We start from the raw sequence: 26152 nt of genomic DNA, 5'->3' as shown, positions 1-26152 counted from the left end.
GGGTCACGCCCAGAGCTGGCCCTGGAGCGTCTCGATCGCTTCCTCCGTCGTTGCCGCCGTGTACACGCCCGTCGACAGGTACTTCCAGCCGCCGTCCGCGACGACGAAGACGATGTCGGCGCTCTCCCCCGCCTTGACGGCCTTCCTTCCGACGCCGATCGCGGCGTGCAGTGCGGCGCCCGTGGAGACGCCCGCGAAGATGCCCTCCTGCTGGAGGAGTTCGCGGGTGCGGGTGACCGCGTCGGCGGAGCCGACCGAGAAGCGGGTGGTGAGGACGGCGGCGTCGTACAGCTCGGGGACGAAGCCCTCGTCGAGGTTGCGCAGGCCGTAGACCAGGTCGTCGTAGCGCGGCTCGGCGGCGACGATCTTCACGTCCGGCTTGTGCTCGCGCAGGTAGCGGCCGACGCCCATCAGGGTGCCGGTGGTGCCGAGGCCCGCGACGAAGTGGGTGATCGAGGGGAGGTCGGTGAGGATCTCCGGGCCGGTCGTGGCGTAGTGGGCGCCCGCGTTGTCCGGGTTGCCGTACTGGTAGAGCATCACCCAGTCGGGGTGCTCGGCGGACAGCTCCTTGGCGACGCGTACGGCGGTGTTGGAGCCGCCCGCAGCCGGGGAGGAGATGATCTCGGCGCCCCACATGCCGAGCAGGTCCCGGCGTTCCTGCGAGGTGTTCTCGGGCATGACGCAGACGATGCGGTAGCCCTTGAGCTTGGCGGCCATGGCGAGGGAGATGCCGGTGTTGCCGGACGTCGGCTCCAGGATCGTGCAGCCCGGTGTCAGCCGGCCGTCCTTCTCCGCCTGCTCGATCATGTGCAGGGCCGGGCGGTCCTTGACCGAGCCGGTGGGGTTGCGGTCCTCCAGCTTGGCCCAGATGCGGACGTCGGCGGACGGCGAGAGCCGCGGCAGGCGCACCAGAGGGGTGTTGCCCACCGCGGCCAGCGGGGAGTCGTAACGCATCGACGATCAGGCCATGCCGCCGGCCACGGCCGGCAGGATGGTGACGTTGTCGCCGTCGGCGAGCTTGGTGTTGATGCCCTCGAGGAAGCGGACGTCCTCGTCGTTGAGGTAGACGTTGACGAACCGGCGCAGCTCGCCGCCGTCCACGATCCGGGCCTGGATGCCCGCGTGCCGGGTCTCGAGGTCGGTGAAGAGCTCGGCGAGGGTGTCCCCGGTGCCCTCCACGGCCTTCTGGCCGTCGGTGTACGTGCGGAGGATGGTCGGGATGCGGACCTCGATGGCCATGGTTGCGGGCTCCTGTCGGATGGTGTTCGGGTCGGTGGGCGCGCGGCAGCGCAGAACAGCAGAGGTGAGTGGCGCCGCGGCTCACGGCCGTACGGCGGCAGGGAGCAGCGTCAACAGATGGCGCTGGCGAGCCTGCACAGGTCGACGTGCAGCCGCGCCACGAGCAGCGTGCCCGGCGTCTTCTCGCTCACGTCGTGGGAAACCATGCGGTCATCGTATCGATTCCCGGTCCGGGTCCCGGAGTGTGATCCCACATGATGGACGGATTCCGGCCGGAAGGTGAGACGGCACAGCTCAGGCGGACGCTCGCACCGTCAGTCGGGTGGGTACGACGACCGCGGCCGGCTCCGTCGCCGGGTCGAACAGCAGCCGGGCCAGCAGCCGGCCCATCTCGGCGACGTCCTGGTGGACGGTGGTCAGCGGCGGGTCGGTGGACTCGGCGATCTCGGTGAGGTCGTCGAAGCCGACGACGGCCACGTCGTCCGGTACCCGGCGGCCGTGTTCCCGCAGGACGTCCAGGGCGCCGGCGGCCATGAGGTCGGAGGCGGCGAAGACGGCGTCCAGGTCGGGGCACCGGTCGAGCAGCGCGGCCATGGCGCGGGCGCCGCCCTGCCGGGTGTAGTCGGCGCGCTCCACGAGTTCGGGCGGGGCGTCGGGCAGGACGTCGCGGTAGCCGGCGAGGCGTTCGGCGGCGGAGTGCTCCTGGTCGTGGGGGCCGGTGACGGTGGCGATGCGGCGGCGGCCGGCCGAGACGAGGTGCCGGACGGCCAGACGGGCGCCGCCGCGGTTGTCGCCGTCGACGTAGGGGTGGGCGCGCACGGTGTCGCCGTCGGGCAGGAGCGGGCGGCCGCCGAAGACGGCGGGGATGTCGAGGCGGTCGGTCATGCCGTGCAGGCGGCCGCCGGGGTGCAGGGAGAACAGGATCGCACCGTCGACATGGCCACCGCCCAGGTAGTCGGCCACGCGGGCGAGGTCGTCGGGCTCGTCCAGGAAGAGCAGGACGGCTTGGGCGCCGTGCCGGGCGAGTTCACGGCGGATGCCGCGCAGGAGGCAGTCGAAGAACGGGTCGAGGAAGAGGCGGCCGTCCGGCTGGTCGGCGACGACCGCGACGGCTCCGGTGCGGTGGGTGACCAGCTGGCGGGCGGCCTGGTTGGGGACGTAGCCGAGTTCGGCGATGACCCGCCGGACCTCTTCGACGACCTCGGCACGCACCTTCGGCTCGCCGTTGATCACCCGCGAGACCGTGGACCGGGACACCCCCGACCGGCGGGCGACGTCCTCGATCGTGGGGCGCTGTCCGTGCGGCCGTCGCGTCAACACCGTCTCCGATCCGCCGAGTTGGTCGGGCGTACGGTGATCAGTATGCCTCGACGATCTCCACGTCCTCCTCGGTGACCTCGCCGTCGACGATGCGGTAGGAGCGGAACTGGAAGTCGCCGAGTCCGTCGGTGTCGGCGGTCGAGACGAGGACGTAGTGGGCGCCGGGCTCGTTGGCGTAGGAGATGTCGGTGCGCGAGGGGTAGGCCTCGGTCGCGGTGTGGGAGTGGTAGATGACCACCGGCTCCTCGTCGCGGTCGTCCATCTCGCGGTAGAGCTTGAGCAGGTCGCCGGAGTCGAACTCGTAGAACGTGGGCGACATGGCCGCGTTCAGCATCGGGATGAACCGCTCGGGGCGGTCCGATCCGGCCGGGCCCGCGACGACGCCGCACGCCTCGTCGGGGTGGTCCTTGCGCGCGTGCGCGACGATCTGGTCGACGAGGGCCTGGGTGATGGTCAGCATGTCCGTCAGGATAAGCAGACGGGCCGCCCTGTACCGACAGGTGGTACGGGGCAGCCCATATGCCGGACGCCTTGAGCGGCAGCGACAGGGGGTTCCACGAAAACTCCCTGGGCTGGACGTCCTCGGGGAGTGGTCAGCCGACCTTCTCGAACTCCGGCTCGCGGCGTTCGGCGATCTGCGGGTTGCGGCTCTTCAGCGCCACCCAGCCGATGCCGAGGGCGACGGCCCACACGCCGAGCACGTACAGGCTGATCCGGGACTCGGAGTCCTTCGCGATCAGGCCGGTCACGAAGAGCAGGAACACGATGGCGATCCAGGAGCCCACCGCGCCGCCCGGCGCCGGGAAGGAGGAGGCGGGGAGCCGGCCCGCCTCGACCGCGCGGCGGTAGAGGACGTGGCTGACGAGGATCATGAGCCAGGTCCAGATGCCGGCGCCGACGGCCACCGAGGTGACGTAGCCGAACGCCTTCTCGGGGACGACGTAGTTCAGGACCACGCCGATGCCCATGAAGAGCACGGAGACGGTGATGCCGAGGGCCGGGGTCTTGGTGGAGGACAGCTTGCTGAAGACCGCGGGGGCCTCGCCGCTGTCGGCCAGGTTCCGCAGCATCCGGCCGGTGGAGTACATGCCCGAGTTGCAGGAGGACAGGGCCGCGGTGAGGACGACGAAGTTGACGATGCCGGCGCCGGCGGGGATGCCGATCATCGCGAACGCCTTGACGAACGGGCTGACGCCCTCGCTGAACTCGGTCCACTTCACCACGCACAGGATGACGGTGAGGGCACCGACGTAGAAGAGCGCGATGCGCCAGGGCAGGGTGTTGATCGCCTTCGGCAGCGTCTTCTCGGGGTTCTCCGACTCACCGGCCGTCACCCCGACCAGCTCGACGGCGAGGTAGGCGAACATCACGCCCTGCAGGGTCATCAGGGACGAGCCGATGCCGTGCGGGAAGAAGCCGTCGAACTCCCACAGGTTGGAGACGGCGGCGGTGTCACCGGCGTTGCTGAAGCCGAAGGTGAGGACGCCGAGGCCGATCACGATCATGCCGATGAGGGCGGTGACCTTGATCATGGACGCCCAGAACTCGATCTCGCCGAACAGCTTCACCGAGATCAGGTTGGCCGTGAAGAGGACGACCAGGAAGACCAGGGCCGTCACCCACTGCGGGATGTCCGGGAACCAGTAGTGGATGTAGATCGCGGCGGCGGTCAGCTCGGCCATGCCGGTGACGACCCACATCAGCCAGTAGGTCCAGCCGGTGAAGTAGCCGAAGAACGGGCCCAGGAACTCGCGGGAGTACTCGGCGAAGGAGCCGGAGACCGGGCGGTAGAGGAGCAGCTCGCCGAGGGCGCGCATGATGAAGAAGATGATCACGCCGGCGAGGGCGTACATCAGGATGAGGCTCGGACCCGCCTTGGCGATGTTCGCCCCGGCGTTGAGGAACAGACCGACGCCGATGGCGCCGCCGATCGCGATCATCTGGACCTGGCGACTGCCGAGGCCGCGCTCGTAACCCTCTTCGGAGGTGCCGGAGGTGTTCTCCGGACCCTTGTCGACCTGAGCGGAGGTCATGTGTGTGGTGCGCCTTTCTCCATACCGAACCTCGGCCTCTCGTCGGCCTCGGACCGGTTCTCGATCCCCCCGGATACTGGAGTTTTTCTGCCTGGCCGGTGGTTACCGGCTGGTGGCGCACCCGAGCGAACATGCGGGTGGTGTTCGTCGGGCGGTCGTGAAGATTTATCACGGCCGCAATATTGATCACCTGTGCGAGATGTGACCCAGAGCACAGGGAGAAGCGGACAAAAGGCCGCCTGGACGGGCATACGAGACCGTCGCGGTGACGCGATCGTTATCCGGATTTGAGCGTCCGCTGAGCGAACACAAAACCGTCACAAACTACGGCAGAAGCGTCGAGACCAGCGTCTCCTGCAACCCGCCCAGCCACAGATACGCCATCACCATCGGCTTGCGCGGATCCTCGTCCGGCAGCCGGTAGAGGAGGTCCGTGTCCTCCTCGTCGGTGATCTCCAGTCGCGAACCGATCGCGAGGCGCAGGTCGTTGAGGGAGCTGAGCCACTGCCGGGACTCCTCCACCGACAGCTTCAGCACCGCCCCGCCGTCGTCCACCGGACGCAGCGCGTCCAGGGTGCGGATCACCGCGAGGGCGTTGTCGCGCTTGCCGGCCCTGAGGTCGTTCTCGGTGTAGCGGCGGAACTCGGACGAGTACGCGCGCTGCTCCTCGGCCTCCTTGGCCTCAGGGGTGCCCTCGGGGTCGCTGTAGGCGTCCGGGAAGAGCCGCTTGAGCACCGGGTCGGAGGGCGGTTCGCTCGGCCCCTCGGCGAAGAGCTCGGCGAGCGGGTCGTCCGGGGCGTCCTCGCCGGGTCCGGGGCCGATGAGCTCCAGGAGCTGGACGGCCAGCGACCGGATGATGGAGATCTCGACGTCGTCGAGGGCGACGGCCGCGCCGCCGCCGGGGAGCGGTTCGAAGGTGCCTGGCATGTCAGGGATCGCTACTTCCGGTCCTGCTGGAGGGTGGCCCACAGTCCGTAGCCGTGCATCGCCTGCACGTCGCGCTCCATCTCCTCGCGGGTTCCGCTGGAGACGACCGCCCGGCCCTTGTGGTGGACGTCGAGCATCAGTTTGGTGGCCTTGTCCTTCGTGTACCCGAAGTAGGTCTGGAAGACATAGGTCACGTAGCTCATGAGGTTGACCGGGTCGTTGTGGACGATCGTGACCCAGGGGACGTCCGGCTCGGGGACGGCGAAGACCTCTTCCGCCGACTCGGTGCGTTCGATCTCTACGGGAGCGGGTGACGTCACAGGGCCCATGCTGCCACGGTCTCCATAAATCGTCACACTGACGTAAAGGGGTGTAGCATCCCTTGCCATGAACACAGCGGACCTTGGGCTGCCGGTGGACGTTCCCTCGACGGCGCTCTTCACGGATCAGTACGAGCTCACCATGCTGCAGGCCGCGCTGAAGGCCGGTACCGCCGAGCGGCGGAGCGTCTTCGAGGTCTTCACCCGGCGGCTGCCGGACGGGCGGCGCTACGGGGTCGTGGCCGGCACCGGGCGGGTCCTGGACGCCGTCGAGAACTTCCGCTTCGACGCGGGCGTCCTCGGCTTCCTGCGGGAGCGCGGCATCGTCGACGAGCCGACCCTGGAATGGCTGGCCTCCTACCGCTTCTCGGGCGACATCTGGGGCTACCCCGAGGGCGAGGTCTACTTCCCGGGCTCGCCGGTCATGCGGGTGGAGGGGTCCTTCGCCGAGTGCGTGCTGCTGGAGACCGTCATCCTCTCGATCCTCAACCACGACTCCGCGATCGCGGCGGCCGCCTCGCGCATGTCCTCCGCCGCCGGGGACCGCCCGCTGATCGAGATGGGCGCCCGCCGCACCCACGAGCTCTCCGCCGTCGCCGCCTCCCGCGCCGCCTACGTCGGCGGCTTCGCCTCCACCTCCGACCTCGCGGCCGGCTTCCGCTACAACATCCCCACCGTCGGCACCTCCGCGCACGCCTTCACCCTGCTCCACGACAGCGAGCGGGACGCCTTCCAGGCCCAGGTGAACTCGCTGGGCCGGAACACCACCCTGCTGGTGGACACGTACGACGTGGCGAGCGCGGTGCGTACGGCGGTGGAGGTGGCCGGGCCCGAGCTGGGCGCCGTCCGGATCGACTCCGGTGACCTGCTGCTCGTCGCGCACCGGGTGCGCCAGCAGCTGGACGAGCTGGGCGCCCGGGACACGAAGATCATCGTGACCTCGGACCTCGACGAGTACGCCATCGCCTCGCTCGCGGCGGCGCCCGTGGACGCGTACGGCGTCGGCACCCAGCTGGTGACCGGCTCCGGGCACCCGACCTGCTCGATGGTCTACAAGCTGGTCGCGCGGGCCGAGTCCGCCGACCCGAAGGCGCCGCTGGTGCCGGTCGCGAAGAAGTCGTCCGGCGGGAAGACGTCGATCGGCGGGCGCAAGTGGGCCGCGCGGCGGCTCGACGAGGACGGGATCGCGGCGGCCGAGGTCGTCGGCACCGGGGCCGTCCCGGCCGAGCTCGCCGACCGGCAGCTGCTGGTGGAACTGGTCAAGGGCGGGGACGTGGTGGCGCGGGAGCCGCTGGACGCCGTACGGGACCGGCACACGGCCGCGCGGGACGGGCTGCCGCTGTCGGCGACGCAGCTGTCGCGCGGGGAACCCGTCCTTCCGACGGAGTACGTGCACGGGCGCTCGGGTAGCCAGTAACGGTGCGCCCGCCCGCAGTGCCCCAAGCCGTATCGCCGGACCGCCGAAGTCTCTAGGCTCGTAAGTTCATCCTCCCCCAGGCTCGGAAGAGCTGGGGGGACCCCCATCGAAGGACACCCACCATGCGCCGCGCCTTGATCGTCGTCGACGTACAGAACGACTTCTGCGAGGGGGGCAGCCTCGCCGTGGCCGGGGGTGCCGATGTGGCCGCCGCCGTCACCGAGCTGATCGGACAGGCGGCGGGCTCCGGCTACCAGCACGTCGTGGCCACCCGCGACCACCACATAGCGCCCGGTGGCCACTTCGCCGACAACCCCGACTTCGTCCACTCCTGGCCCGCACACTGCGTCGCGGGCACCGAGGGCGTGGGCTTCCACCCGAACTTCGCCCCCGCCGTCGCCTCCGGCGCCATCGACGCCGTCTTCGACAAGGGCGCCTACGCGGCCGCCTACAGCGGCTTCGAGGGCGCCGACGAGAACGGCGTCCCGCTGGCCGACTGGCTGCGCGCCCGGGAGGTCACCGAGGTCGACGTGGTCGGCATCGCCACCGACCACTGCGTGCGGGCCACCGCCCTGGACGCGGCGCGGGAGGGTTTCCGTACCCAGGTGCTGCTGGACCTGACGGCGGGCGTCGCGGCGGAGACCACGGACCGGGCGCTGGAGGAGATGCGCGCGGCCGGCGTGGAACTCAGCGGGAAGCCCGTCGTGGCCTAGAGCCTGACTCAGGCGGGTGCCGCGGGACTCCGCAGCAGGGCCCTGATCGGGTGCCACAGCTCCTGGGCGAGCTCCGGGCCCGCCGCCACGACAGCGTTGTCAGGGGCCGTCCGCCATATCAGGCCGTCCGGGTGATGGAGTACGGCGGTGATCTCGTCCGGCGTCGGCGGGGCCGCGTTGCCGCGCAGGTAGACGGCGCGCAGCCCGAGGTTGCGCAGCCTGGTCAGGGCGCGCGCCCGGTTGCGGGCGTGGACGAGGACACGGACGCAGTCCGTGCCGTCGGCGGCGGGTCTGGGCAGGTTCAGCGCCACCACCACGCTGCCGGTCGGCAGCTTGCAGAAACCTCCTGCGGCCATGCAGTCACACCCCCGTGTGCACCGGTGTCAATAAGAAAGTCATCAGGTGGCACCTAAACACGATCGGCGGCGACCCGCCAGGGGGTCGCCGCCGATAGCCTTCTGACCTGCGGAAATAAGGACTACTTCACCGCGGGGCCGACCTCGAGGGAGATCGTGGAGCCGTTCTTGGCCTCCTTGACGATCTTGATCTTGGTGTTGGTGTCAGTGACCTTGACGCCCGCGAAGGGGGTCGCCGCGTCGTAGTAGGTGCTGGTGTGGTCGTTGAAGACCGGCACCCCCTTCGACGACGGGATCTTGGTCGCGACGTCCGCCTTGTGCAGCGTCATGCCGTCCGTGCGGTACAGGCTGAACGGCGAGTCGTAGGACTGCAGGCGGCTGGACATCGCCGTGCCGTCGGACCACTTCAGGGCCTTCGCGTGGGAGTCGATCGGCAGGACGAGACCGGTGCCCGGGTGGGCGCTGGTGTTGTTGTCCGCCTGGGAGGTGTCCCACTTCCAGATCAACAGGCCGTTCTGGTAGGCGTAGTGCTCGACCCAGCTCGGACGGGTCGTGGAGAAGCCGAAGTTGTACGGGCCGACCTTCAACGTCTTGTCGTACGACACGTACTGGCGGTTCTCGGCGATGTAGTACTGCGCGTAATCCTTGGTGAAGGACCCGCCCACGCGGGAGAAGCCCTTCGCCGTCCAGGCCGCGTCCGCGGTCTCGGCGTCGTCGCTGAACAGGGCGGCGCCGTCGGCGGTCACGGAGATCCGGTCGGCCGTGAAGCCCTTGCCGGCCACACCGCCGTCCGAGGAGTAGCGGAAGCGCACGTCGATCTTCTGGCCGGCGTAGGCGTCCAGCGGGAACGACAGCTTCTTGTACGTCTCCGAGGAACCGTTCAGCGCGGGCTGGTCGCTGGCGTCACGCGGGAGGGCCACGCCGTCCGCGGTGCCGTCGACCGGGGTCCACTTGGTGCCGCCGTCGGTGGAGACCTCGGTGTAGACGTAGTCGTAGCCGGCCTCGGTGTCCCACCAGCCGTCCAGGGTCAGCGTCGCCGCCGACTTGCCGGTGAGGTCCACGGAACGGGACAGCGTGTTGTTGAGGCTGTTGCCGCTGCCGCTCCACCACTGGGTGGCGCCCTGGGCCGGGGTCACGATCTCGGTGGTGACCGCCTTCTTGGGCAGTTCGACAACCAGACCCTGCTTGTTCTTCGTGTTGTACTCGGCGACGCCCAGCCGGTGCTTGGACTTGGTCGCGGCCTTCGCCACGTCGTAGTTCAGCCAGCCCAGTTGGAGCTTGTCCCAGGCGGTCATGTCGCCGGGCAGGTCGCCGATGGCGTCCTTGCCGGTGCCGAGCCAGGAACCGGAGGACATCAGGGTCCAGAAGCCGGTGGAGTTGTCACCGCCGCCGCTGGTGTCGTAGTGGTCCGGCAGACCGAGGTCGTGGCCGAACTCGTGGGCGAAGACGCCGAGGCCGCCGTTCTCCGGCTGGATGGTGTAGTCGCCGACCCAGATGCCGGTGTCGCCGACCTGGGTGCCGCCGAGCAGGTTGCCCGCCGGGCCGGAGTTGCCGGCGTCGGTGCCGAAGGCGTACCAGCGGTGCGCCCAGATGGCGTCCTCGCCCTGCGCGCCGCCGCCCGCGGACTCGTCCTCGCCGGCGTGCACGATCTGGAAGTGGTCGATGTAGCCGTCGGGCTCGTTGAAGTCGCCGTCGCCGTCGAAGTCGTAGCGGTCCCACTGGTCGAACTCGGCGAGGTCCGCCTTGATCTGCGCGGCGGTGCGCCCCGCTGCCTTCTGCTGGGCGACCCAGGCCGTGACGCCGTCCTGCACCGCGTTCCAGGCGCAGGTGTCGCAGGAGTTGGAGCCGTAACGGGCCTCGTTGTAGGGGACCTTGACCCAGTCGGTGACCTCGCCCTCGACCGAGTAGCGGCCCGAGGACTGCTTCTCGTAGTAGGTCTTCATCGACGCGGTGCCGTCGCCGAAGTAGAGGTCCTCGTAGTGGGCGGTGTTGTAGTCCGCCTGCCACGCCGTGGAGTTGTCCTGGGCGCGGTCCGGCTGGGCTATCTCGTTGTGGGCGGGGCCGGCCGTGCCGCCGTAGCGGGGGTCGGTCCGGTCGCCGAACTCGACGAGGATCGTGAAGATCTTGTCGGTGCGCTCGCGGCCGAGTTCGACGTACTTCCTGTCGCCCTTGCGGCTCTTGAGCTCGACGACCTGTGAGCCGTGGCGCTGCTGCACCTTGGCGTCGCCGGATATGACCTGCTTGAGCGCCTCTTCGCGCTGCGCCTCCTGGGTCTTGGAGAGCGGGCCGTCGAAGTCGTGTTCCTGCGTGGTCTTCGCCGGCTGAGGGTCGGTCCGGTTCGCGGTGGCCGACTGAGGGGCGGCGGTACTGGCCTGGGCGACGGCGAACGTGGAGAACGTCGCGGTCGCGGCAGCCAGTGCGACGGTGGTCGCCGCCGCTCTGAACGTCCAGGATCTACTGGTCACTTGAGGTCCTCCCCCGCGTTCGGGCGCGCGGGGGCAGGAGGGGTCCTGATCATGGAGGGTCCGCGCGCGCGTGATCAACGCGTGTAGTCAAGTGACGACATTTGACTAGAGGTTCAGAAGAAAAGACAGATCTTGACCTGGACAAGACAAGTGCGCTATGCGGAGTTGGCGTCCGCTTTAACGAACACCTCGCGCCCCGGTCGACCGGCGCTCGGCTCTGTCCACTTGGTGGACGGTATGACTCCGTGCGCCCCCCGTGCACCGGTACTGTTGGTTAGGTCACGCTTACTGTTCGTTCCGCTCGGGCATGCACGCGAATAGAGTCGCTTGGCGGAACGTTCGAAATTCGGCGGAAAGCCAGGCCGACACCCCCGTGGACCCCCACTTCCGAGGACACGATTGCCATGCCTCGTCCGACTGCCGCACAGCTCGCCTACGGTTCGTTCACCGTGATCTTCTCGACGCTCGCCATGCTGCTGCTGTCACAGACGAGTTCGGGGCTCGGGATCGCGGTCATCGCCGTCTCGGCGCTCGCGCTCGGGCTCCTCGTCGCCATGACGGTGCCGATCCCCAGGTCGCGCGTGGTCACGGTGCAGAAGCCCGCCGAGGTCGCCGCGGCGGCCCCGGCGACGGCCGAGGAGCCCGTGGCCGCGGTGGCCACGAGCTCCCGGAAGGCTGCCTGAACCCGTACGTACGGCGGTGACGGTGGTGGTCAGCCGGTGCTGACCACCACCGTCTTCGCCGCCTTGTCGTGCAGCCCCTGCTTGTAGGGCTTGTCGAAGAAGCTCCAGCCGCCCGAGATCGCGGTCCAGACGCAGGCACAGCAGAACGCGAACGGGATCCACAGCACCAGGGAGCGGAGCAGAGCGGTCTGCACGGAGGGCGTGGAGCCGTTCTCCAGGTTCGCCACCCGCATCTTCAGCCACTTCTTGCCGAGCGTCTGGCCCGACTTGGTGATCATGAAGGTGTCGTAGCCGATGTAGAGCAGGGCGGCGACCAGCGACTGCGCGAGGGACTTGCCGTACTCCACCTTGTCGGCGTCCACGTCGTACTCGTTGACCCCGAAACCCCAGGTGAGCAGGGCGACGACGATCCCGACCAGGATCATGTCGATGATCCGCGCGAGCGTGCGCCGGCCGCTGTCGGCGAGCGGGGGCATGCCGGCGAGGGGGTCGGTGGGGTAGCCGCCACCGCCGTAGGGGCTGCCTCCGCCGTACGGATCCCCTCCGTAGGGCGGGGGCTGACTGCCGTACGGCGAACCGGAGTCGCCCGACGGCGGGGGCTGCTTCCTGAACGGGTCGTCTTCCGGCGGCTGCTGACCGGAGCCGGGGGGCGGTTCGCTGCTCATGGCCCGAGTCGACCGCGAACCCCCGGGCTCCGCATCCGGCGAGCGGCCGTCCGGAGTACGGAATCCGCGGCCTCTCCCGCCGTATCCGGCTATCCCGCTACGAACGTATGTGCGGCCTTGTCGTGCCAGCACTGGCGCCACGGCTTGTCGAACAGGCCCCATACGACGCCCACGACACCGATCGCGAGCAGGCCGGGGACGCTGTAGACCAGCCAGCGGCGCAGGGCCGCGCCGAAGGACGGGGGTTCGCCGCCCTCGATGTCCCGCACCTCCAGGCCGAGCAGCTTCTTGCCGAAGGTGCGGCCCCACTTGGCGGTGGGCAGCGCCTCGTAGAGGACGCCGAAGAGGAGGAGGACGGCGAGGATGACGCCGAGGTACGTCGACGTCGTGCCGTCCAGCAGCCAGACGGTGACGGTCTCGCCGCTGAGCTTCGCCGCGTCGATCTTCTCGTCGACGTGGTCGAGGGCCTTGGTGCCCAGCGGTACGGCCGCCACGGCGGTGACGCCGAGCACCACGACCGTGTCCAGCAGCCGCGCCGCCAGCCGCTTGCCGAGGCCGGCCGGACGGGCGGAGGCCTGACGCCGGGCGGCCGCCTGGAAGATGTCGTCGACGGGCGGCTTCCAGGGCAGGACGGGCTGGTCCTCCCCCGACGCCCCGGCCAGCCGGTGCACCTGCTGCGCCCAGGAGGGCTGCCCACCACCGGAACCGCTGCTCATGGGGGCGGAGGCGGGGGTGGGCTGCTGCGGGACGGAGGGGGTGGCGGCCCCGGCGACCGGGTTGGCCGGCTGGGGGCCGGAGAGGGCGGTCGGAGCGGCGGAGGGAGAGGCGGTGGCGGGAGCGGGGGCGGCCGCCTGGGCGGAGACGCCTCCCTGCGCCTGCGCGCCGGCGGCCCGCTCGGCAGCGGCCTTCCCGGCACCGAAGCCGGGGGCGGCGGGGGCGGCAGCTCCAGGGGCCCCAGGGGTGGTGAACGCGGGTCCGCCGGAGGCGGGGGCGCCGGACGCCGGAGTGCCGGGGCCAGTGAAAGCGGGACCACCGGAAGCGGAGGTGCCGGGCGCCGGGGCGCCGGACGCCGGGGTGCCCGGGCCGGTGAAAGCGGGGCCGCCGGAAGCGGAGGTGCCGGGCGCCGGGGCGGCGGACGTGGCAGCGCCGGGGGCGGTGAACGCGGGACCGCCGGTGGCGGGGGCGCCGGACGCCGGAGTGCCGGGGCCTGTGAAAGCGGGACCACCGGAGGCGGGGCCGCCGGTGGCGGAGGGGCCCGTGCTGGGAGCCGGTGTGGCGAAGCCGGCCGCCGCCGCACCGGCCGCGTGTGCGCCGCCCGTGCTCCCTTCCTGCGCCCCGCCCTGCTGGGCCGTGCGCGGGGGGACCGCCCGGAAGGTCATGGTCCCCTCGTCACCCACGGGGCCAGCGGGCCCGGGGACACCGGGAGTTGCGGCGCCCGCGGGACGGCCGGCGGCGGAGCCGGCCCCGGCCGGGCCGCCCGCGGACGGGGCGCCGAAGGCCGGTCCACCGGACGCACCCGCGCCGCCCGCACCGGCGCCCGAAGCCGCGGCACCCTGCCCGGCACCCCCCTGCTGTCCCGTCGTAGGCCTGCGGAACACGAACGTGTTGCCCGACGGGACGTCAGAGGCGTCCCGGGCGGGTGGGATCGTTGCCGTGCCGTCCGTGCTGGACGTCTCGGACGGGACGCGGGGGTCGGCGCCGGCCGGCGCTCCCCAGGAGACGCGGCGGTCCTGGTCGCCGCCGAAGCCGGACTGGTGTCCCCGGTCGGCGCCCCAGGCCGACGCCGGTTCGGGGCGGTTGCCGTGCTGCGCGTCGGACGGGGAGGCCTGCGGCCGCGGATCCTCGTCGAAGAAATGCGGGCCCGTCTCCTCGACCGGCGGCACCGCACCCCCCGTACCGCCGGAGCCCGCACCCGCACCCGGCGGCGTCGGCGGTGTGCCGTCCGTCGGGGCCGGGCGGCTGGTGCCCGGGACCCAGGCGGCGCCGTTCCAGTAGCGGACGTAGCCGGGGATGGACGGGTCCGGGTAATAGCCCTCGCGGGGCCTGTCGTCACCGGGGGCCGGGGTTGGGGCGCTCATGTCCGTCGTCCCGTATCTGCTCGGGGGTGAATATGGGGGGCTCCACATCTATCAGACCGGAGCAACCCCCCACCGCCAGTCCCACCGGACCCATACGTTCGAGCGTCCGGCAGAAGCCTCCGGAAAAAAGTTCTCCGAACCCGCGTAATGGTTCCGCCCCCTCCCCGCTCTCCACCCGTGCGGGCCCACCACAGGGCCGCGCACGAGCGGAGAGGAACGACCGACATGCACTACACCGTGGTGGAACGCGAGCTGGAGCTCAAACTCATCCTGTCGCCGGAGCGCAGCATCCCGGTGCCAGCCCGGCTGAGCTACCGCACCGATGATCCGTACGCCGTCCACGTCACCTTCCACATCAACTCCGACCACCCGGTGAACTGGACGTTCTCCCGCGACCTGCTCGTGGAGGGGGTGTTCCGGCCGTGCGGGCACGGCGACGTGCGGGTGTGGCCGACGAAGTCGGAGGGCCGCAGCGTCGTCCTGATGGCGCTGAGTTCACCCGACGGAGACGCCCTCCTGGAGGCGCCCGCCGCCCAGGTGTCCGCCTGGCTGGAGCGGACGCTGCGGGTGGTGCCCCCGGGGACTGAGGGCGAGCAGCTGGGGATCGACGACGCGCTCGACCAGTTGCTCGCCCAGTGAGGGCGGAACACCGGCGCTCAGAACAGCTTGCCCGGGTTCAGGAGGCCCAACGGATCGAAGACCTGCTTGATCTGCCGCTGCATCTCCACCCCGACGGGGCCGAGCTCGCGCGCCAGCCACTCCTTCTTCAGCACGCCCACCCCGTGCTCGCCGGTGATCGTGCCGCCGAGCTCCAGGCCGAGGGCCATGATCTCGTCGAAGGACTCGCGGGCCCGCCGGGACTCGTCGGGGTCGGCGGCGTCGAAGCAGACGGTGGGGTGGGTGTTGCCGTCGCCCGCGTGGGCGCAGACCCCGATGGTGAGGTCGTACTTCCCGGCGATCCGCTCGACCCCTTCGAGCATGTCGGCGAGCCGGGAGCGGGGCACGCACACGTCGTCGATCATCGTCGTGCCCTTGACCGCTTCCAGCGCGGTCAGCGAGAGCCGTCGGGCCTGGAGGAGGAGCTCGGACTCGGCGGCGTCGTCGGCGGGAACGACCTGGGTGGCGCCGGCGGCCTCGCACAGGGCGCCGACGGCGGCGAGGTCGGCGGCCGGGTCGGGGGTGTCGAAGGCGGCGAGGAGCAGGGCCTCGGTGGTCTCCGGGAGTCCCATGTTGGCGATGGCGTTGACGGCCTTGACGGTCGTACGGTCCATCAGTTCGAGGAGGGACGGGACGTGGCCGCCCGCCATGATCCGGCACACGGCGTCGCAGGCCGCGGCGGCCGAGGCGAACTCGGCGGCCAGCACCAGCTGCTGCGGCGGCTGGGGCCGCAGGGCGAGGACCGCCTTGACGACGATGCCGAGGGAGCCCTCGGAGCCGACGAACAGGCGGGTGAGGTCGTAGCCGGCGACGCCCTTGGCGGTGCGCTTGCCGGTGGACATCAGGCGGCCGTCGGCGAGGACCACCTCGAGGCCGAGGACGTACTCGGCCGTCACCCCGTACTTCACGCAGCACAGGCCGCCGGAGGCGGTGCCGATGTTGCCTCCGATGGTGCACATCTCCCAGCTGGAGGGGTCCGGCGGGTAGTAGAGGCCGTGTTCGTTGACCGCGCGGGAGAGGGTCGCGTTGATGACGCCCGGTTCGACGACGGCGATGCGCTCGACCGGGTCGATCTCCAGGATGCGGTCCATCTTGGTCAGGGACAGCACGATGCAGTCGTCGGTGGCGTTGGCGCCGCCGGACAGTCCGGTGCGGGCGCCCTGCGGGACGACCGGGACGCGCAGTTCCGTGGCGATGCGCATGACGTGCTGGACCTGCTCGACCGTGCGCGGCAGGACGACGACGGCGGGGGCGCCCGCCGGGCAGAAGCTGGCCATGTCGTTGGCGTAGGAGGCCGTGACGTCGGGGTCGGTCAGGACGGCCTCGGCGGGCAGACCGGCCAGGAGCCGGTCGACGAGGTTGCCGGTCACTTCGTCGCGGGGCGCTTCGATACGGCTCATGATCACAGGTTCGCACCCGGGGCCATCGGTGTGAACCCCGTCCGCACCCGCCTCCGCATACGGGAATGCGGTCGTCGTACTGACGCACAGTGAGCGCCATGGAGAACCAAGAGGAGGCCCGGCGGGGCGGACGACTCGGCCGCTGGGGACTGGTCGCCGCCCTCACCGGGTGTCTGGTGCTCGGCGCGACGCTGATGGTGGTGCCGGTGCAGCGGACGGGCCCGCGCGCCGTGCCGCCGGCGCCGGGCGCGCAGGCGCTCACGGCGGTGTCGGCGGGGGTGCCGGCCGCGCTGCCGGACCTCGCGGTGCTGATCGGTGAGCGGGAGAGGCATCTGCGGCGGAACCCGCGGGACGCCGCGTCGTGGGCGGTGCTCGGGGCGGCGTACGTCGAGCAGGGGCGGCGGACGGCGCAGTCGGCGTACTACCCGAAGGCCGACCGGGCGCTGCGGACCTCGCTGCGGGTGGAGAAGAGCGCCGCCGCCTACGACGGGATGGCGGCGCTGGCGAACGCGCGGCGGGACTTCCGGGCGGCGCGGACGTGGGGTGAGGCCGCGCGGAAGCTGGACGCGAAGCGGTGGACGACGTATCCGCCGCTGATCGACGCCTATACGGGGCTCGGCGACTGGAAGGCCGCGGGGCGGGCGCTGGAGCGGCTCCAGGAACTGCGGGGCGGGCCGGCCGTGATGGCGAGGGCCGGGGCGGTGTACCGGGACCGGGGCTGGCGTGAGGACGCGATGGCGCAGCTCTCCGACGCGGCGGCCGCGGCGAAGACACCGGCCGAGCGGGCGGCGTACCTGGAGCGGGTGGGGCAGCTGGCCTGGGAGCGCGGGGAACGGGAGGCCGCGCTGCGGAACTTCCGGGAGGCGGTGCGGATCGATCCCGACCAGCGGGCCGCGCAGGCCGGGCAGGGGCGGGCGCTGGCGGCGCTGGGGCGGACGTCGGAGGCGCTGAGCGCGTACCGGCTGGCGCTGGCCCATCAGCCGAGCCCGCAGTTCGCGCTGGAACTGGGTGAGTTGTACGAGTCGCTGGGGCTGCGGCAGGCGGCGCGGGCGCAGTACGACCTGCTGCGGGCGCGGGTGCGCAGCGCCGCCGCGGACGGGGCCGACGAGGAGCTCGTGCTCGGCGTGTTCGAGGCCGACCACGGTGATCCCGCCTCCGCCGTACGGCGGTTGCGGGCGGAGTGGCGGCGCCAGCCGGGGATCGCGGTGGCCGACGCGCTGGGGTGGGCGCTGCACCGGGCCGGGGCGGACGAGGAGGCGCTGCGGTACGCGGTGCGGGCGACGGACACGGTCCACGGGGGTGGCGTACGCAGTGCGCTGTACGCCTTCCACCGGGGCATGATCGAGCGGGAGTTGGAGCGGCAGGGCCCCGCGCGGCGGCATCTCCAGGAGGCGCTGCGGATCAACCCGTACTTCTCGCCGCTCCATGTGCGCGCGGCTCGGGAGGCGTTGGCGGAGCTGGGCGCCGAACCGTCCTCGGAGGTACCGGAGTCGGTCACACGGCAGCCGTGCCGATCAGAGCGTTGCGACTGACCAGCGCCGCCAGCTCCTCCTCCGCGAGCCCTTCGGTGCCCTCCGGCCTGCGCGGCAGGACCATGTAGCGGCTCTCGGCACTGGAGTCCCACACCGTGATGTCGACGGTGTCGGGCAGTTCCAGGCCGAACTCCCGCAGCACAGCCCGGGGTTCGCGGACCACCCGGGAGCGGTAGGCCTCGGACTTGTACCAGCTGGGCGACGGGCCGAGCAGGCGCAGAGGGTAGCAGGAGCAGAGGGTGCAGACGATGACGTTGTGGGTGTCGGCCGTGTTCTCGACGACGCGCAGGCGCTGGTACGAGCCCTCCATGTAGCCCAGTTCGCGCACCGCCGCCGTACCGTCCGCCAGCAGGCGGGACTTGAAGGCCCCGTCGGTCCAGGCGCGGGCCACCACCCGGGCGCCGTTCGCCGGGGAGGAGGACTCAAGGACGGCGTCGATGGCCTCGTCCACGCGCTCGCCGGTGATCAGGCCCTTCTCCTCCAGCAGGGTTTCGAGGCGCCGTACCCGCCGGGCGATCGTCGCGTCCAGGTGCTCACCGGTCACGGTCGGGATCCTCCTCCAAGTAGCTTTCCCACAGGTCCAGTACGACGTGGTGGTCGCCCTCGCCCCACAGGTCACGGGCCGCGAAGCGGACCGCGTAGATCTGCTCGACGGGCGCGTCCCCGCGGCCCTGCGCGCTGATGTCGGCGAGTTCCGCGGGGCCCTCGGGTTCGACGACCACGCCTCGCTTGCCGCGGGCGTAGCGGGGCAGGCGGGTGTGGTGCGGCGGGTCGTGGGGGAAGGTGCGGACGCGGGTGCCGGGCGGGAAGCGGTCGCCGTCAGTCATCCAGCTCACCCGGTTCCAGGACGCCCTTGGCCTCCAGCAGGGCGACGATCGCGGTGAACCAGCGTTCGTAGTACGAGGCCGCCAGGTACTCGGCGGGCGGCATCGACTCGATGGCGTCCCGGAACTCGTTGGTGTTGAACAGACCTTGGGCGCGCAGGGTGTTGAAGAGGCCGACGACCCGGGCCTCCCAGTCCGCGTGGAAGGGTTCGGTGTCGTCGGCGGTGTCGATCGCGCCGAAGCCCTGGGTGCCGCCCACGTCGTTGATCCTCGCCATGGGGCCAGCCTACGGCGGTACGGCGGCTGTGGCGCGGCACGGCGGCGCCCTGGCATCGCTGTGGCTGTGGCTGTGGCTGTGGCTGTGGCTGTGGCGCGGCTACGGCAGTGGCTTGGCGTACAGGGAGAACCGGCGGGCGCCGGCCGGGCCCGACGCGAGGCCGATGTAGAGGCCCTTCCCGGTCCGGTGGCGGACGGCGAGGCCCTCCGGCTCGCGGTGGGTGAGGGAGCGGCCGGCCTCGGTGCGCATGCGCTGGAGCAGTTCGCCGGTGGTGAGGTCGACGCAGGAGAGGTGGGCGTTGCCGAACTTGGCGGGCGGGTTGGTCGCGGGGTCGTAGGCGGTGCCGGCGAGTTGGTAGAGGTGGTCGCCGTGCAGGGCGTACCCCTGGAAGGGGATCTTGGGGTCGGGGTGCGGGTCGGGCTGGGCTATGTCGGCGATGGGATCGTCGTAGTCGCGGTGGACGAAGGCGTCGAGGTCCCAGACGCGGTAGCGGGGCTTGCCCTTGCGGCGGTAGCGGACGGCTATGCGCTTGCTCGCCATGCAGACCGTGGGCTGGTTGTTGGTCGAACCCGGTATCGGCTTGCGGGTGTTGACGTCGTCGACGGTGCGGGTGGCGCCGGGGGCGAACCGGAAGCGGGTGACGGCCTGGCCGTAACCGCCCTTCGCCTCGGCCTCGGTCCAGATCCACACCGTGCCGTCGGCGGCGTTCTGCACGCCCATGCTGACGCCGTGCCCGAAGCCCTGGAGGTGCATGTGGCCGAGCAACTCGCCGTCGTAGTCGAGCTGGTTGAGGCAGAGGTTGCCGGCGCCGATGCCGCCGCGGCGGACCTGGAGGGCGTACAGGTGCCGGTGCACCTCGTCGAAGGCGAAGGACTGCAGGACCGTGCCCTCGTGCAGGGCCTTCTCGTTCAGCCGGCGCTTGGCCGGTACGTCGAGGTCGACGCGGTCGGTCACGGTGGTGCTCCCCGGGTCCCATGGACGCCCTGGCGGCGTCCACGAGACCAGAGAGTGTCAACTCCCGTTCACCGGTTTCAAGGTTCCGCGAAAGCGCTTGTGGATTCACGGCACATTCACAGGTTTCCGCGGCTTCGCAGGGTCCCGTGGCTTCACGGGTTCCCGTGGCTTCACAGGTTCCCGTGGCTTCACAGGTTCCCGCGGCGGGCCTGCTCGCGTTCGATCGCCTCGAAGAGGGCCTTGAAGTTGCCCTTGCCGAAGCCCATCGAGCCATGGCGCTCGATGATCTCGAAGAACACGGTCGGCCGGTCCTGGACCGGCTTGGTGAAGATCTGCAGCAGATAGCCGTCCTCGTCGCGGTCGGCGAGGATCTTCAGCTCGCGCAGGGTCTCGACGGGGACGCGGGTGTCGCCGACCCATTCGCCGAGGGTGTCGTAGTACGAGTCGGGGGTGTCGAGGAACTGGACCCCGGCCGCCCGCATGGTCCGTACGGTCTCGACGATGTCACCGGTGTTCAGCGCGATGTGCTGGACGCCGGCCCCGCCGTAGAACTCCAGGTACTCGTCGATCTGGGACTTCTTCTTGGCGGGGGCGGGCTCGTTGATCGGGAACTTGACCTTGAGCGTGCCGTCGGCGACGACCTTGGACATCAGCGCGCTGTACTCGGTGGCGATGTCGTCGCCCACGAACTCCTTCATGTTCGTGAAGCCCATGACCTTGTTGTAGAAGCCGACCCATGCGTTCATCCGGCCGAGCTCGACGTTGCCGACGCAGTGGTCGATGGCCTGGAAGGTGCGGTGGGCGGGCGGCTCGACGAGAGGGCTCGCGGCGACGAAGCCGGGGAGGTAGGGGCCGTCGTACTCCGTGCGCTCGACGAGGGTGTGGCGGGTCTCGCCGTACGTGGCGATCGCGGCCAGGACGACGGTGCCGTGCTCGTCCTTCAGCTCGTGGGGCTCGGTGACGCTCGTGGCGCCGTGCTCGATCGCGTAGGCGTACGCGCGGCGGGCGTCCGGGACCTCGATGGCGAGGTCGACGACACCGTCGCCGTGTTCGGCCACGTGCCGGGCGAGGAAGTGGCCCCAGGTGGTGGCGGGCTTGATGACGGACGTGAGGACGAACCGGGCGGAGCCGTTCTCCAGGACGTAGCTCGCGGTCTCGCGGCTGCCGTTCTCCGGTCCGGAGTAGGCGACCAGCCGCATGCCGAAGGCGCTGGAGTAGTAGTGCGCCGCCTGCTTGGCGTTGCCGACGGCGAAGACGACCGCGTCCATTCCCTTGACCGGGAAGGGGTCGGCCTGCCGGGCGGTGTCGGGGGTCTGGTGTGTGGTCTGCGTCATATGGGCAGCGTTGCCCCGCGGCGGCAAGATGAGCAATGGATGGCGTATTCGCTGGACAATATGTCCGATGCCGGGCCCTTGTCGGCGGGCTCTCTGTACAGGATGACCACCGCGGAAGGGTATGGCTATGGGGATCGACGGACTGGACGGACGGATCATCGTGCTGCTCGCGCGGGAGCCCCGGATCGGGGTGCTGGAGATGTCCCGGCGGCTGGGGGTGGCCCGCGGGACGGTGCAGGCGCGCCTCGACCGCCTTCAGTCGAATGGCGTCATCCGCGGGTTCGGTCCCGAGGTGGACCCGGCGGCCCTCGGCTACCCGGTGACCGCGTTCGCCACGCTCCAGATCCGGCAGGGGCAAGGCCCGGACGTACGGGCGCACTTGGCGACCGTGCCGGAGGTGCTGGAGCTGCACACGACCACGGGCTCCGGGGACATGCTGTGCCGCCTGGTGGCCCGGTCCAACGCGGATCTTCAGCGGGTGATCGACCGGGTTGTCGGTTTCGATGGGATCGTCCGGGCCGCCACGGCGATCGTGATGGAGAACCCGGTTCCGCTGCGGATCATCCCGCTGGTGGAGCAGGCGGCGGAGAGCGAGGACAGAGACTAGCCGTCATGGGGTGACCGCGTGTGAGCTTCTGGGAGTACCTCGGCAGTCGCCATCAGCAGCTGCTCGCCGACGCCTATCAGCACGCCAGCGCCGTCTTCCAGTGCATGGTCGTGGCGACGCTTCTCGGGGTGCTGATCGGGGTCGTCACCTATCGCAGCGCATGGGCCGGGAACCTCGCGACGCTGACCACCTCGACCATTCTGACCATCCCGTCGCTCGCCATGATCGGTCTGCTCATCCCGCTCGTCGGCCTCGGCGTGCCGCCCACGGTGATCACGCTGACCCTGTACGGGCTGCTGCCGATCGTGCGCAACGCGATCGTCGGCCTGCGCGGGGTCGATCCGTCCCTGGTGGACGCGGCGACGGGCATCGGGATGTCCCGGCCGATGCGGCTGGTGCGCATCGAGCTGCCCCTGGCCTGGCCGCCGATCCTGACCGGCATCCGTATCTCCACGCAGATGCTGATGGGCATCGCGGCCATCGCCGCGTACGCCTCCGGGCCCGGCCTCGGCAACGAGATCTTCCGCGGGATCGCCTCCCTGGGCAGCAAGAACGCGCTCAACCAGGTGCTCGCGGGCACGCTCGGGATCATCGTGCTGGCCCTGCTGTTCGACGCCGCGTACGTCCTGATCGGGCGGCTGACCATTCCCAGGGGGATCCGTGTCTGAGACCGCCGGCGTCACCTCGGGAGCCTCCATCGAGCTGGAGAACCTCACCAAGCGCTACCCGGGCAACCCCCACCCCGCCGTCGACAACGTCACCATGGAGATCAAGGCGGGCGAGATCGTGATCTTCGTCGGTCCGTCCGGCTGCGGCAAGTCGACGACGCTCAAGATGATCAACCGGTTGATCGAGCCGTCCGGTGGCCGCATCCGGATCGGCGGTGAGGACGTGACCGACATCGATCCGGTCAAGCTGCGCCGCAAGGTGGGCTATGCGATCCAGTCGGCGGGCCTGTTCCCGCACATGACGGTCGCGCAGAACATCGCGCTGGTGCCGAAGATGGTCGGCTGGGGGAAGAGCCGGATCAAGGACCGGGTGGAGGAGCTGCTGGACCTGGTGGGGCTCGACCCGGGCGAGTTCCACGGCCGGTATCCGCGTCAGCTCTCCGGCGGCCAGCAGCAACGTGTGGGCGTGGCCCGGGCGTTGGCCGCGGACCCGCCGGTGCTGCTGATGGACGAGCCGTTCGGCGCGGTCGACCCGATCACCCGGGACCATCTCCAGGACGAGTTGATCAGGCTCCAGCACGAGCTGCACAAGACGATCGTGTTCGTCACGCACGACTTCGACGAGGCGATCAAACTGGGCGACCGTATCGCCGTGCTGCGCGAACGCTCGCACATCGCGCAGTTCGACACCCCGGAGGCGATCCTCACCAACCCGGCGGACGACTTCGTGTCGGGGTTCGTCGGGGCCGGGGCGGCCCTCAAGCGGCTCAACCTCACCCGGGTGGGGAGCGTGGAGATCACCGACTACCCCACGGTGACCGTCGACGACCCGCTCCAGGACATCTTCAACCGGCTCCGGGACAGCGCCACGAACGAGATCCTCCTCCTCGACAAACGCGGCCGCCCCTACAAGTGGCTGCGGCGCGGCGACCTGATGCGGGCGAAGGGTTCGCTGGCGCGGGCGGGCACGCTCGTGAGCGACACGGTGACGCGGGACGCGACCCTGCGGGACGCGCTGGAGGCCGTGCTGACGGACAACGCGGGGCGGGTGGCGGTGACCGGGCGGCGCGGGGAGTACACGGGCGTCGTCGACATGGAGACGCTGATGAACTCCGTGCACGAACTGCTGGAGGCGGACCGGCTGGAGGCCATGGAGCACCAGCACGAGCTGGAGGAGGCCAGGGCCGCCCAGACCCACGCCGAACAGGAGGGCGACGGAGGGGAGAAGAAGGCGTGAGCGTGCCTGAGCTGGAGCAGGCGGAGGAGTCGGAATCCCTGGAGGAACGGGAGGCGCCGGCACCGCGGGTGGACCTGCGGCGCAGGATCACCTGGCAGAAGCTGACCTTCCTGCCCGCCGTCCTGGTGGCGGTGCTGCTGGCGACCTGGCTGTGGTTCCAGCAGGCGGACCTGGACTCGATCTCCGAGAACGCGCTGTCCAACGGGCAGGTCTCGAAGGCCCTTTGGCAGCATGTGAAGCTGACGGTGATCTCCACCTTCTTCGTGCTGATCATCGCGATCCCGCTGGGCATCCTGCTGACCCGGAAGATGTTCCGGAAGGCCACCCCGGTCGCCATGGCCGTGGCCAACATGGGCCAGGCGACCCCGGCGATCGGCCTGCTGGCCCTGCTGGTGATCTGGCTCGGCACGGGCACGAAGGCGGCCCTGATCGGCATCGTCATCTACGCGGTGCTCCCGGTGCTGTCGAACACGATCGCGGGCCTGAAGGCGAACGACCCGACGCTGCTGGAGGCGGCGCGGGGCATCGGGATGTCGCCGGTGGGAGTGCTGACGCGGGTGGAACTCCCGCTCGCGGTCCCCCTGATCCTCGCGGGCGTCCGAACGGCCCTGGTCCTCAATGTCGGTACGGCGACGCTGGCGACGTTCGGCGGGGGCGGCGGCCTGGGCGTCCTGATCACGACCGGCATCACCACCCAGCGCATGCCGGTGCTGATGCTGGGCTCGATCCTCACGGTGGCACTGGCCCTGCTGGTGGACTGGCTGGCCTCGCTCGCGGAACTGGTGTTGCGGCCGCGGGGGCTGGAGGTGGGGCGATGAAGCGCGCGGTTGCTCTCACCGGCGCGGTGGTGTTGCTGGCCTCGGCCTGCGGTCTGACGAGCGGCTCCCCCATGGTCGACGACGTGCGGCCGGGGTCGATCGGCGGCGGGGAGCCACTGAAGGGCGCGAGCCTGACGGTCACGTCGAAGGAGTTCACGGAACAGCTGATCCTGGGCGCGATCATGGGCATCGCGTTCGAGGCGGCGGGCGCGGACGTGCTGGACCGCACCGGCATCCAGGGGTCCATCGGGGCGCGGGAGGCGGTCAAGTCCGGTGACGCGGACGGGATGTACGAGTACACGGGCACCGCGTGGATCACGTACCTGGGCAACAGCGAGCCGATCGCCGACCCGAAGGCGCAGTGGGAGGCGGTCCGTGCGGCCGACCTGAAGAACGGCCTGACGTGGCTGCCTCCCGCGGCCCTGAACAACACGTACGCGTTGGCCATGAACGCGGCCAACGCCGAGAAGTACGGCACGAAGACGCTGTCGGATGTCGCCGCCCTCTCGAAGTCGGACCCCGGCGCGGTGACGCTGTGCGTGGAGAGCGAGTTCGCCAACCGCGCGGACGGGCTGCCGGGCATGGAGAAGGCGTACGGGATGAGCGTGCCGGCGAAGAACATCACGCAGATGGACACCGGGATCATCTACACCCAGGTGAAGAAGGGCGGTTGCACCTACGGCGAGGTCTTCACCACCGACGGCCGCATCAGGTCCATGAACCTCGCGGTCATGCGGGACGACAGGAAGTTCTTCCCCAACTACAACGCCGCCCCCGAGATCAACTCCAAGGCCCTGAAGAAGTGGCCGGCGATCGAGAAGGTCCTGGACCCGGTCACGAAGAAGCTGAACAACACGGTGGCGCAGGAGCTGAACGCCAAGGTGGACGTGGACGGGGAGGATCCGCACCAGGTGGCGCTGGACTGGATGAAGGCGGAGGGGTTCGTGAAGGAGGGCTGACCTGGGCCTCCGGGGTCGGCCTCCGATGACTTACAAAGAAGTCGTTGCAAAGGAACCTTTGCATAGCTATCTTTGTACGCATGCCGGAAGAGCCCAACCTTCGGAAACTTGACGCGCGTTCACTGCGGGGACTGGCGCATCCGCTGCGCATGGAACTGCTCAACGCCCTGCGCCGACATGGCCCCGCCACCGCCTCGATGCTCGCCGAGCGGCTGGGCGAGTCCAGCGGTGCCACGAGCTATCACCTGCGGCAGCTGGCCACCCACGGCTTCGTCGAGGACGCACCGGACCGCGGCAAGGGCCGGGAGCGCTGGTGGCAAGCGGTCGAGCAGGGCATCAGCATGACCGACGACCTGTTGCAGAGCCCGGATCCGGCGGTGCGCGGGGCGGCCGACACCTTCCTCCACGAGGTCGCGACCGACCACGCCCGCGAAGTGTCGACCTTCGTGGCGACCCGCGACGACTGGCTCCCGAAGTGGTCGAACCACGCCATGGACCTGAGCGACTTCACGCTACGGCTGACACCCGAGCGGTCTCGCGAACTCCTCACCAAGCTGCACGACTTGCTCAAGAGCTACGACACGTTCGAGGCCGACAAGGACAACCCCGAGGCCGAGCGCGTGCGCATCCACACGCACCTCTTCCCCATCCACACGGACTGAGAGGCCC

The 26152-nt window shown here is 70.4% G+C and carries 29 protein-coding genes; 11 read left to right on the top strand and 18 right to left on the bottom strand.

The window, feature by feature from the left end; translation table 11 throughout:
- Nucleotides 1-3: 3 nt before the first annotated feature.
- The 8 genes from ACFUO4_RS11295 to clpS all read right to left on the bottom strand — a co-directional run bounded on the left by ACFUO4_RS11295 (nt 4) and on the right by clpS (nt 5848).
- Entirely contained in the window at nt 4-954 is a 951-nt protein-coding gene (locus ACFUO4_RS11295; RefSeq protein ID WP_383482690.1) for a PLP-dependent cysteine synthase family protein, read from the bottom strand.
- Nucleotides 955-960: 6 nt separating this feature from the next.
- On the bottom strand, nt 961-1239 hold the full coding sequence (locus tag ACFUO4_RS11290; RefSeq protein WP_059192069.1) for a MoaD/ThiS family protein: 279 nt from the start codon (nt 1237-1239) through the stop codon (nt 961-963).
- Between the two features lie 110 nt (nt 1240-1349).
- Nucleotides 1350-1445 (bottom strand): putative leader peptide, encoded by a 96-nt coding sequence (locus ACFUO4_RS11285; RefSeq protein ID WP_324612360.1) that lies wholly within the window; start codon nt 1443-1445, stop codon nt 1350-1352.
- 88 nt (nt 1446-1533) lie between these two features.
- Nucleotides 1534-2556 carry a LacI family DNA-binding transcriptional regulator gene (locus ACFUO4_RS11280; protein ID WP_383482686.1) on the bottom strand — a complete coding sequence of 341 codons (1023 nt, stop codon included), beginning with the start codon at nt 2554-2556 and terminating at the stop codon, nt 1534-1536.
- 40 nt (nt 2557-2596) lie between these two features.
- Nucleotides 2597-3019, bottom strand: a complete 423-nt coding sequence (locus ACFUO4_RS11275; protein WP_079309854.1) for a Mov34/MPN/PAD-1 family protein — start codon at nt 3017-3019, stop codon at nt 2597-2599.
- A gap of 133 nt (nt 3020-3152) precedes the next feature.
- Nucleotides 3153-4592 (bottom strand): amino acid permease, encoded by a 1440-nt coding sequence (locus tag ACFUO4_RS11270; RefSeq protein ID WP_079309853.1) that lies wholly within the window; start codon nt 4590-4592, stop codon nt 3153-3155.
- Between the two features lie 324 nt (nt 4593-4916).
- Nucleotides 4917-5519, bottom strand: coding sequence for a DUF2017 domain-containing protein (locus ACFUO4_RS11265; protein WP_383482681.1), 603 nt, complete (start codon nt 5517-5519; stop codon nt 4917-4919).
- An 11-nt stretch (nt 5520-5530) separates the two neighbouring features.
- Nucleotides 5531-5848, bottom strand: coding sequence for an ATP-dependent Clp protease adapter ClpS (gene clpS, locus ACFUO4_RS11260; RefSeq protein ID WP_059192073.1), 318 nt, complete (start codon nt 5846-5848; stop codon nt 5531-5533).
- Nucleotides 5849-5906: 58 nt separating this feature from the next.
- Between clpS and ACFUO4_RS11255 the strand changes: the two genes are divergently transcribed.
- Both ACFUO4_RS11255 and ACFUO4_RS11250 read left to right on the top strand, forming a co-directional pair.
- Entirely contained in the window at nt 5907-7256 is a 1350-nt protein-coding gene (locus ACFUO4_RS11255) for a nicotinate phosphoribosyltransferase (protein WP_079309852.1), read from the top strand.
- Nucleotides 7257-7378: 122 nt separating this feature from the next.
- Nucleotides 7379-7969: an isochorismatase family protein gene (locus tag ACFUO4_RS11250; RefSeq protein ID WP_079309851.1), complete on the top strand. Its 591-nt coding sequence runs from the start codon at nt 7379-7381 to the stop codon at nt 7967-7969.
- 8 nt (nt 7970-7977) lie between these two features.
- Here ACFUO4_RS11250 and ACFUO4_RS11245 read toward each other — a convergent pair whose 3' ends face one another.
- The gene (locus tag ACFUO4_RS11245; protein WP_383482676.1) at nt 7978-8325 is read right to left on the bottom strand and encodes a hypothetical protein; all 348 of its coding nucleotides are present in this window, start codon (nt 8323-8325) and stop codon (nt 7978-7980) included.
- A 122-nt stretch (nt 8326-8447) separates the two neighbouring features.
- Nucleotides 8448-10790 carry an immune inhibitor A domain-containing protein gene (locus ACFUO4_RS11240; RefSeq protein WP_383482673.1) on the bottom strand — a complete coding sequence of 781 codons (2343 nt, stop codon included), beginning with the start codon at nt 10788-10790 and terminating at the stop codon, nt 8448-8450.
- A 404-nt stretch (nt 10791-11194) separates the two neighbouring features.
- Here ACFUO4_RS11240 and ACFUO4_RS11235 point away from each other — a divergent pair, with 404 nt between their 5' ends.
- Nucleotides 11195-11473, top strand: coding sequence for a hypothetical protein (locus ACFUO4_RS11235; RefSeq protein ID WP_079309849.1), 279 nt, complete (start codon nt 11195-11197; stop codon nt 11471-11473).
- A 29-nt stretch (nt 11474-11502) separates the two neighbouring features.
- On the opposite strand, the gene ACFUO4_RS11230 is transcribed toward ACFUO4_RS11235, so the two are convergent.
- Together ACFUO4_RS11230 and ACFUO4_RS11225 are read right to left on the bottom strand one after the other, a co-directional pair.
- On the bottom strand, nt 11503-12138 hold the full coding sequence (locus ACFUO4_RS11230; protein WP_383482670.1) for an RDD family protein: 636 nt from the start codon (nt 12136-12138) through the stop codon (nt 11503-11505).
- Nucleotides 12139-12227: 89 nt separating this feature from the next.
- The gene (locus tag ACFUO4_RS11225) at nt 12228-14216 is read right to left on the bottom strand and encodes an RDD family protein (protein ID WP_383482667.1); all 1989 of its coding nucleotides are present in this window, start codon (nt 14214-14216) and stop codon (nt 12228-12230) included.
- A 225-nt stretch (nt 14217-14441) separates the two neighbouring features.
- Between ACFUO4_RS11225 and ACFUO4_RS11220 the strand changes: the two genes are divergently transcribed.
- Complete coding sequence (locus ACFUO4_RS11220) at nt 14442-14855, top strand: SsgA family sporulation/cell division regulator (RefSeq protein WP_079309846.1); 414 nt, start codon at nt 14442-14444, stop codon at nt 14853-14855.
- Nucleotides 14856-14872: 17 nt separating this feature from the next.
- Here the strand turns inward: ACFUO4_RS11220 and ACFUO4_RS11215 are convergent, their stop codons facing one another.
- Complete coding sequence (locus ACFUO4_RS11215) at nt 14873-16279, bottom strand: FAD-binding oxidoreductase (protein ID WP_383482664.1); 1407 nt, start codon at nt 16277-16279, stop codon at nt 14873-14875.
- Nucleotides 16280-16371: 92 nt separating this feature from the next.
- Here ACFUO4_RS11215 and ACFUO4_RS11210 point away from each other — a divergent pair, with 92 nt between their 5' ends.
- Nucleotides 16372-17805: a tetratricopeptide repeat protein gene (locus tag ACFUO4_RS11210; protein WP_383482661.1), complete on the top strand. Its 1434-nt coding sequence runs from the start codon at nt 16372-16374 to the stop codon at nt 17803-17805.
- On the opposite strand, the gene nthA is transcribed toward ACFUO4_RS11210, so the two are convergent.
- The 5 genes from nthA to hppD form a co-directional block, all read right to left on the bottom strand.
- Nucleotides 17768-18349, bottom strand: a complete 582-nt coding sequence (gene nthA, locus ACFUO4_RS11205; protein ID WP_383482658.1) for a nitrile hydratase subunit alpha — start codon at nt 18347-18349, stop codon at nt 17768-17770. The genes ACFUO4_RS11210 and nthA overlap by 38 nt on opposite strands.
- Nucleotides 18339-18632 carry an SH3-like domain-containing protein gene (locus tag ACFUO4_RS11200; RefSeq protein ID WP_126272338.1) on the bottom strand — a complete coding sequence of 98 codons (294 nt, stop codon included), beginning with the start codon at nt 18630-18632 and terminating at the stop codon, nt 18339-18341. Before ACFUO4_RS11200 ends, nthA begins: the two co-directional genes overlap by 11 nt.
- Nucleotides 18625-18906, bottom strand: a complete 282-nt coding sequence (locus tag ACFUO4_RS11195; RefSeq protein WP_079309842.1) for an SH3-like domain-containing protein — start codon at nt 18904-18906, stop codon at nt 18625-18627. The genes ACFUO4_RS11200 and ACFUO4_RS11195 overlap by 8 nt, the downstream gene beginning before the upstream one ends.
- Before the next feature lie 99 nt (nt 18907-19005).
- Nucleotides 19006-19860 carry a Teichoic acid biosynthesis protein C (Precursor) gene (locus ACFUO4_RS11190; protein WP_383482654.1) on the bottom strand — a complete coding sequence of 285 codons (855 nt, stop codon included), beginning with the start codon at nt 19858-19860 and terminating at the stop codon, nt 19006-19008.
- A 188-nt stretch (nt 19861-20048) separates the two neighbouring features.
- Entirely contained in the window at nt 20049-21194 is a 1146-nt protein-coding gene (gene hppD, locus ACFUO4_RS11185; RefSeq protein WP_383482651.1) for a 4-hydroxyphenylpyruvate dioxygenase, read from the bottom strand.
- Between the two features lie 127 nt (nt 21195-21321).
- On the opposite strand from hppD, the gene ACFUO4_RS11180 reads away from it, so the two are divergent.
- The 6 genes from ACFUO4_RS11180 (at nt 21322) to ACFUO4_RS11155 (ending at nt 26145) form a co-directional block, all read left to right on the top strand.
- Nucleotides 21322-21801, top strand: coding sequence for an Lrp/AsnC family transcriptional regulator (locus ACFUO4_RS11180; protein WP_079309840.1), 480 nt, complete (start codon nt 21322-21324; stop codon nt 21799-21801).
- A 20-nt stretch (nt 21802-21821) separates the two neighbouring features.
- Complete coding sequence (locus ACFUO4_RS11175) at nt 21822-22469, top strand: ABC transporter permease (protein WP_079309839.1); 648 nt, start codon at nt 21822-21824, stop codon at nt 22467-22469.
- Nucleotides 22462-23706, top strand: coding sequence for a betaine/proline/choline family ABC transporter ATP-binding protein (locus ACFUO4_RS11170; protein ID WP_383482647.1), 1245 nt, complete (start codon nt 22462-22464; stop codon nt 23704-23706). Before ACFUO4_RS11175 ends, ACFUO4_RS11170 begins: the two co-directional genes overlap by 8 nt.
- The gene (locus ACFUO4_RS11165; protein ID WP_079309837.1) at nt 23703-24524 is read left to right on the top strand and encodes an ABC transporter permease; all 822 of its coding nucleotides are present in this window, start codon (nt 23703-23705) and stop codon (nt 24522-24524) included. Before ACFUO4_RS11170 ends, ACFUO4_RS11165 begins: the two co-directional genes overlap by 4 nt.
- Nucleotides 24521-25483, top strand: a complete 963-nt coding sequence (locus ACFUO4_RS11160) for a glycine betaine ABC transporter substrate-binding protein (RefSeq protein WP_383482644.1) — start codon at nt 24521-24523, stop codon at nt 25481-25483. The genes ACFUO4_RS11165 and ACFUO4_RS11160 overlap by 4 nt, the downstream gene beginning before the upstream one ends.
- Before the next feature lie 80 nt (nt 25484-25563).
- A complete protein-coding gene (locus tag ACFUO4_RS11155) occupies nt 25564-26145 on the top strand; it encodes an ArsR/SmtB family transcription factor (RefSeq protein WP_383482641.1) in 582 nt (193 codons plus the stop codon).
- Nucleotides 26146-26152: the final 7 nt, after the last annotated feature.

It is taken from the genome of Streptomyces sp. NPDC057280 (assembly GCF_042668605.1).
Classification (GTDB): Bacteria; Actinomycetota; Actinomycetes; order Streptomycetales; family Streptomycetaceae; genus Streptomyces.
This window is presented reverse-complemented; position numbering and strand designations above follow the sequence as displayed.